Source organism: Phycisphaerae bacterium (assembly GCA_035384605.1).
Lineage (GTDB): Bacteria > Planctomycetota > Phycisphaerae > UBA1845 > PWPN01 > JAUCQB01.
This window is the reverse complement of record DAOOIV010000182.1, coordinates 1-6,343: the sequence shown is the minus strand read 5'-3', so window position 1 is coordinate 6,343 and position 6,343 is coordinate 1. Positions and strand designations below refer to the sequence as shown.

Below are 6,343 nucleotides of genomic sequence, written 5' to 3'. Positions count from 1 at the left end.
GAAACTCCTGAACACCCTGCGGGCGGACGTCGCTCTTGGCTCGAATCCGGTCCGGGGCGTCGAACGGCTGATAGTCCGGCATGCGTTTAAGGAAAGCCGGCAGACCTTCAAGAAAAGAATCGCGGTGGTACGCCGAGTTGAACCATACGCGCTTGGCCGCCAGAGCAGTGATGATATTGCTCAGGACGTAATGGAAATCCCGGTCGGTTTCGAACCGGACGGGATACGTGAGCTGGTTTTCATGGAAGTATACGAGGGTCGGCAGATGTCGCATCTCCACCGGGAGCAGGCCCAGGAACTCGGCGAGATTGAGCATGTCGGAACAATAAATGAGATCCCAAGTTGAGCCGGATTTGAGAAGCTGATTGGCCTGGTCCGCAAAGGTGATGGCGGCGTGGCGCATGCGCCATTTCCACTTGTAGGCCGGCAATCCCAATACGGTCCATTCGTGCCGACTGTTGGAAGACCAGCCACTGAGGAAAGCCTTGTGACTCCCGCCGTGGTAAGGTTCAAGAGCCAGGATTTTCATGATGTTCTCACCGCGTCGTCATCACCGCTTCGTGTGGGCACATGTTACCGCTTGGCCAGCATCCAAGCCACCCGGCCCGGCCCGTCGGGGCAAACGCCCATCCCTCAGAACCAAGGAGTATACTGTCTTTTGTCCGGGTTTGCACCAGAAACGAATGCCGACCAGCCTGAGATTTCATCAGTCAACCGCCGGCGTCGCTTTTGCAGGTGCCAAGACGGTTTCTCGTATGGTTTCCGGGGCTTGGCCGCAGTCCGGAGAGCTATTCACGCCGACCCGAAGTCAACGCCGGTTTTGGGACCCAGACCCAGTATGTATTCACGGCCCCGAGTGTACTCAGCCTCGTTGGCGCAATGCTCGATCATGAGTGGGGTGTCATGATCCAAGGCGGCCAAGCGTCGGAGGAACGTCCTGTAATCGAGTCTGCCCGATCCGGGCGGGACCTCCTGGAAGTGGATATTCATCTCCAACTTCCAAACCAGATCTTTGGCATGGCAGCTTACGATCCACCGCCCCAACTTGTCGAAGCACTCGTCGAGCAAATCGGCGTTGTGGTAGAAGCGCTCCGGGCAGTTAATCAGGTTGCAGGGGTCGAGATGTACCCCAAAGGCCGGGCGGTCGATGGCCTTGATCAACCGAACATAGGAGTCCGGACTGTCGGGCAGGGCCCAGCCCATCATCTCGTAGCAGAACCGGGCTTTCTTGGGCTTCACCGCATCGATGATCTTGCGGGCGTTTTCGACCGCGGCGTCGAAGAATCTCTGCGAAAGGTTATCGGGGTGAGGCCCGAACCATGACTCGGCGCTGAAAGATCCGGCGATGTCAACGCAGCACAATGCCCCGATCGCTTCGGCCAGGGCCAGCCCTTCGGTCACCGCTTCGAGATTGGCCTTCCGCTTGGCCGGATCGGCGTCCAGAAGATTGCACCAACGCCCGACCTCGGCGATGACTACATCGTGTTTGGCGTAGGCTTCACGGACGGCCTTGATCCGCTCTCTGTCGTCGAGGTTGACGCCCGGGCAATAGGCTGCGCGGTAGCCCAGCTTGCGGTGAGCCAGGGCCAGTTCCTCGGGGTCGTCCGTTTTGACAAACACAGGGCCCCCCAAGCGGATTACCCGGCGCTTCTTCGCATCGGACTCGGGCGCACTTGCCGCTGCGAGGCGCCTGGTTCCAAGAGCCGTAGTTACGCCAACCCCCACAGCTCCTTTCAGCATGTTGCGTCGATTCATTCGTTTTCTCTGCATCGTCGGCTCCCATCTCACTGCTTCGGTCTGCCGGGATTCTACAGGGGTAACGGCTCGAATAGTGCCTTCATGGTAATCTTGGAGGGGTCCTTGAGCATAGGCACCACCTCGTTCAACTGGTCGATCTTGTAACGGTTCGTGATCATGGGGGCGAAGTCGAAGACCCGTTTGCCCAGCATCTCGATGGCCAGTTGCCAGCCGCCGGCCTGGCCCCACGCGCCCTGGATGTTGAGTTCCTTGGTGGCGATCTGATCGATGGGAACGGTGATCTCGCGGCCGCCGTGATAGCCGCAGATGACGCCTCGTCCTCGCTTGCGTAGCACCTTCAGCCACGGGCCTACCGCCGGGTCCGCACCCGAGCACTCAATGGACAGATGACATCCTTTACCGTCGGTCAGCGATTTGACTTTTTCGACCACGTCTTCCTTGTCCGCTCGGATGATGTGTTCGGCCTTGACCACTCCGATTCCCACGGCAATGTCGAAGCGAGCCTGGTCGGTGCTCAGTCCGATGAGGATGGGCAATGCACCTCGGTACGTGGCAACGGCCGCGCTGCCCACGCCCTGTGGGCCGGGGCCGAAGATCGCTACCACCTCGCCCGCTTGGACCTTGCCTTTGACCTCCGTCCAGCGGACCGCGTTGGCCAGGAAGGCGGTAGCGACCGCGTTAGCCATGTTCACGTTGTCAGGAAAGCGGTGGGTGATGGCCCGCGGATGGACCATCAGGAAGTCGGAGTACATGCCCCACAGGCCGTGTTCCAGTGATAGCGGCATCGACACGCCGTGTTGCCGGTTCTTCTCGCAGAGTTGGTACTCGCCTGCCCGGCACTGTTCACAGGCGTCGGGGCTATTGGTGTCGCAAGGAATCATGACCTCGACGGCCACTCGGTCGCCCACCTTGAGGCCTCGCCTGTGTGCGGCCTCGGGACCGATGGCCGCGACCACGCCAACGCCCTCGTGTCCCAGAATCAGCGGGTACTTGCCAATCGAATGAGGATGTTTTCCGCTGTAGACGATGGTATCGCCGCCGGCGCAGCCGTAGACTCCTTCCATGCGGATCAGCGCGTCGTTGGGGCCGAGCTTGGGAATCGGGATTTCCTGGATGCTGCCTTTGCCCGTGCCGTCAACCACAAACGCCCGGCTTGTCGTTGGTATTCTCATCTGTCTTGCCTCTCGCGAATCGGTCACCAAAGGGTCATAATATCGCCCCGAAGGCCGGTCGTGTACAGTCGCGACCGGCGACCGGATGCGCGGCGATCGAGACTTGCGGACTTGAGGACTCAAGGCCGGCGTACGCGAGCGACAAGCCGGAGTTGCTGAGTTTGCGTGGATTTGGAATCTCAGATTAAGCAGTGAGGTCATCATGGCATACTACGGTGCAGTGGGCAAGGCGGGACGAACAGTCGTGGCGCGACTTCGGCCTGGAACGGATCTGCTGGGGGGGCTGAAAGAACTTGCCGAGGCCAATAAGATCAAGGCGGCCTACATTCCGGTCATCATCGGCGGGGTGGACCGGGCGATTATCGAGGTGGCCAAGCCCTCGAAGGAGAGTCCGGTCGGCGTGGTCGCCAAGAAGATTGAACTAACCGGCCCGATCGCCATTTGTGGAGCCCAGGGAATGATCTGCGAACTGGAGGACGGCGGAATCGAACCGCACCTGCACATCACGTTTGTGGACAGCAACGGGCACGTGCACGGCGGGCACCTGGAGGCCGGCACTGCCCCCGTAACCACGACCGCCGACGTGATCATGCAAGAGGTCCTGGAGGTCAAATTCGGGCGGGGCTTTGACCCGGACATCAAGACGACGCTGTTTTTTCCCAGCCCGGCCGGGCAGTAGTCGACTCGAGCACCGGCACATGCAGTCAACCGTTTCGCGCGAACCTCTAAAACGACAGGCCGGCAGTGCCGGAAACCCAGGTCGTCATGCTGATTTGAGGCCGCCCTTCAACCAGCAAGTCTGGTTCTTGCTGCGAGCACTCGAGCGGGAACTCATTTCTTGCAGCCGATCGGCAGAAGATACACCGCCCGCTGCGGAGCCGGGATGTTCATTGCCTTTCCGACGGCATTCGCGTCGAATCCGCCCACCGGCACGCTTGCGAGTTCAAGAGCGGTTGCCTGGAGCAACACGTTCTGGGCCACGTGTCCTGCCTCCAGGAGGCTGTACTGTTCGGCCATCTTGCCGCAACGGGGTTTGAGCCGCTCGACGTCGATGGTGATGATCATGCACAGGGGCGCCGAGCCAACCGACGGCTGCCAGCATGCGCCGCGGAGCCGGCCCATCGCTTCAGGCCCACCCATTGGCCGCAGGGCGTGCGGGCCGGGCAGGTATTCGAAGCAGCCGTCCTTGTTGACCAGGTAGATGTTCACCGCGTACAGGGCCATGGCCGAGGGAGCGGTGCGCTTGCCGCTTGACTGGTCGGTGATGCCCTGGGCTGCCCAGCACAACTGCGAGACCTGCTCCAGGGTAACCGGCTTGTCAGCAAACGAGCGGACTGATCGCCGGTCGGCCATGGCCTTGGCCAGAGACATGCCGCCACTGGTTGCAGGGGGCGGCAAGACGGTGTCGGTCGGGGTCGCCGCCGGTCGATGCGTTACGAAAAGAGGCTCCGTGCAACCACCGGCAAGACTCGTCGCCACGATGATTACTGTTGTTGTCAGTCGCGTTGTCATGTCACACCGGTCCTTTCATGAGAGGAAACGATCCGCCAAGGTGGAACCTGCAATCCCACCTGTTGCATGTATGCTTCTGTCTTCTCGGCCTGGCCCCACGACCCTTGGCCTCTCTTGTTCACGCCGGTCGATGGTTATCCTTTCGCCAATCCGGGTCCTGCCAGCGTCCGTTCGTAAAATCAGGTATGTCAACCGCTTTGCTCCGGTTGGCGATCGACTCGTGGGAACACCAATAGAGAACGCTCCATGAGGCCGCGTCATACACGTCGATCCACGGCTCGCGATCCTGACGAACCATTTCGATGAAATCTCTGACGGCAAAGAAGTCGCCGCCGCCGTGGCCGGCGTTCTCAGCTTGTCGCGCGTCGCGCTTCCAATATGCGTGGTCGTACTGCTCCTGGTATTTCTGCAGGTTGTCCCACTTCTCGCCTTTGCCTTCCTCTTCGATGTACACGCCGTGCCGCGAGTCGTAGAGTCCCTTGGTGCCTTGGATCATGTAAGGCAGGACGGCGGGCCGGGGCGAATTGACGTCGTAGTCGAGCCGGATCACCCGCCCCTTGACCGTCTGGATTTGAGTTGAGACAAACTCGCCCAACGCCCAGTCGATTTTGCCCTGCGGGCTGTCGGCGCCGTATTTCTTGACCGCGTATTCCTTCAGGACCCGCGGGGCGGTCATCATGCTCGTGCAATACTCCATGCGGTCGCCGTCGTTGAGCCCCATCCACTTGCTGACCGGCCCCATGGCGTGCGTCGGATAGTCGCTGCCGAAGTTGTTGGCCGCCCAGTCGCCCCACCAGTCGAGCGAGCCGTCCTGCTTGAAAAGCATGAAGCGGCAGTCGTGGAGGTAACCGCATTCGGCGTAGTACGGCTCGCCAAAGATGCCGGCTCTGACCATGTTCCAGACGGTCATGATGTGCCGCATGTAGAGATAGTTCTCGAGCAGCATGTAACGCCGGCCGGTGGCTTCCTTGGTCTTGACGAGATCCCACAGCTCCCGGAGCTGGAACCCCGCGGGCACCTCGCTGCCGATGTGCTTACCCGCCTTCATCGCCTCGATGGCCATCGGACAATGCCACTTGGTCGGCGTGGCGATGAGCACGGCGTCGAGGTCGTCGCGTCTGACCATGGCGCCGTAGTCATCGGGGGCCTTCGAATAGCGGAACGGCTCGGAACCCTGTGCCTTCTTGACGATCTCAGCGGCACGCCCGAGATTGTCCTCATTCAAGTCACACACCGCCCTGACCTGCACGCCGGGCACGGCAAGTGCCAACCGAAGAAGGTGCGTGCCGCGATTGCCCAGGCCCACGACACCCAGGCGTACCGATTTGGAGTGCTTTGCCTCATCAAGAGACGCCAACGCCGGTTCACCGATCGCCGCGGCGGTCACTATTCCCGCACTCCTGGTCAGGAACTCTCGTCGATTCATCCAGTTTCTCCCGCAGAACAGTACAGCGCGTTCAATTATCGCTCATACGATCATAACCGCAACCGGATCGCCTTGGTCCACGTCAGGACACGGCCCTGTTGCGGCACGGGGAACAGGGAAGTCGGCATCAAATGCATTCATGTTCGGAGTTGTGTCTGAGATGATCGGCCGTCCGATACGCCAGGGTCCGTCTCGCGAATGTCACATAAAACCTCCTATATATTTCTTATTACAGCGCGTTCTTGGCGTCGTTGTTCTGGCGGACATCATTTTCTCTGAGGCTGGTTCAGACCGAATCACGGAACGTGTCCGCCGACGGCCGGTGATCGCGCCGACCGCCCGTGGGTCTTGCATGAGCAACCTCATTCGAAACCCGGACGCAGGTAACCGGCATTGCGGTGGGCCCAGTCGAAACGGGTCCTCGCGGCTTGGGTCAGGATGAATGATCCGGAGAACACGGCCGTCGCGATTCCGT

Annotated in this window: 6 protein-coding genes; 1 reads left to right on the top strand and 5 read right to left on the bottom strand. The window is 60.6% G+C overall.

What is annotated here, in order from left to right; genetic code table 11:
- The 3 genes from PLL20_21275 to PLL20_21265 all read right to left on the bottom strand — a co-directional run.
- On the bottom strand, positions 1 to 529 hold a 529-nt coding region (locus PLL20_21275), incomplete at its 3' end, for a DUF3524 domain-containing protein (protein ID HPD32534.1).
- Positions 530 to 792: 263 nt separating this feature from the next.
- On the bottom strand, positions 793 to 1,620 hold the full coding sequence (locus PLL20_21270) for a sugar phosphate isomerase/epimerase family protein (protein HPD32533.1): 828 nt from the start codon (positions 1,618 to 1,620) through the stop codon (positions 793 to 795).
- A 188-nt stretch (positions 1,621 to 1,808) separates the two neighbouring features.
- Entirely contained in the window at positions 1,809 to 2,930 is a 1,122-nt protein-coding gene (locus tag PLL20_21265; GenBank protein HPD32532.1) for an alcohol dehydrogenase catalytic domain-containing protein, read from the bottom strand.
- A gap of 202 nt (positions 2,931 to 3,132) precedes the next feature.
- On the opposite strand from PLL20_21265, the gene PLL20_21260 reads away from it, so the two are divergent.
- Positions 3,133 to 3,609, top strand: coding sequence for a DNA-binding protein (locus tag PLL20_21260; GenBank protein HPD32531.1), 477 nt, complete (start codon positions 3,133 to 3,135; stop codon positions 3,607 to 3,609).
- Between the two features lie 152 nt (positions 3,610 to 3,761).
- Here the strand turns inward: PLL20_21260 and PLL20_21255 are convergent, their stop codons facing one another.
- Positions 3,762 to 4,442: a SagB/ThcOx family dehydrogenase gene (locus PLL20_21255; protein ID HPD32530.1), complete on the bottom strand. Its 681-nt coding sequence runs from the start codon at positions 4,440 to 4,442 to the stop codon at positions 3,762 to 3,764.
- A gap of 118 nt (positions 4,443 to 4,560) precedes the next feature.
- Complete coding sequence (locus PLL20_21250) at positions 4,561 to 5,868, bottom strand: Gfo/Idh/MocA family oxidoreductase (protein ID HPD32529.1); 1,308 nt, start codon at positions 5,866 to 5,868, stop codon at positions 4,561 to 4,563.
- Between the last annotated feature and the right edge of the window lie 475 nt (positions 5,869 to 6,343).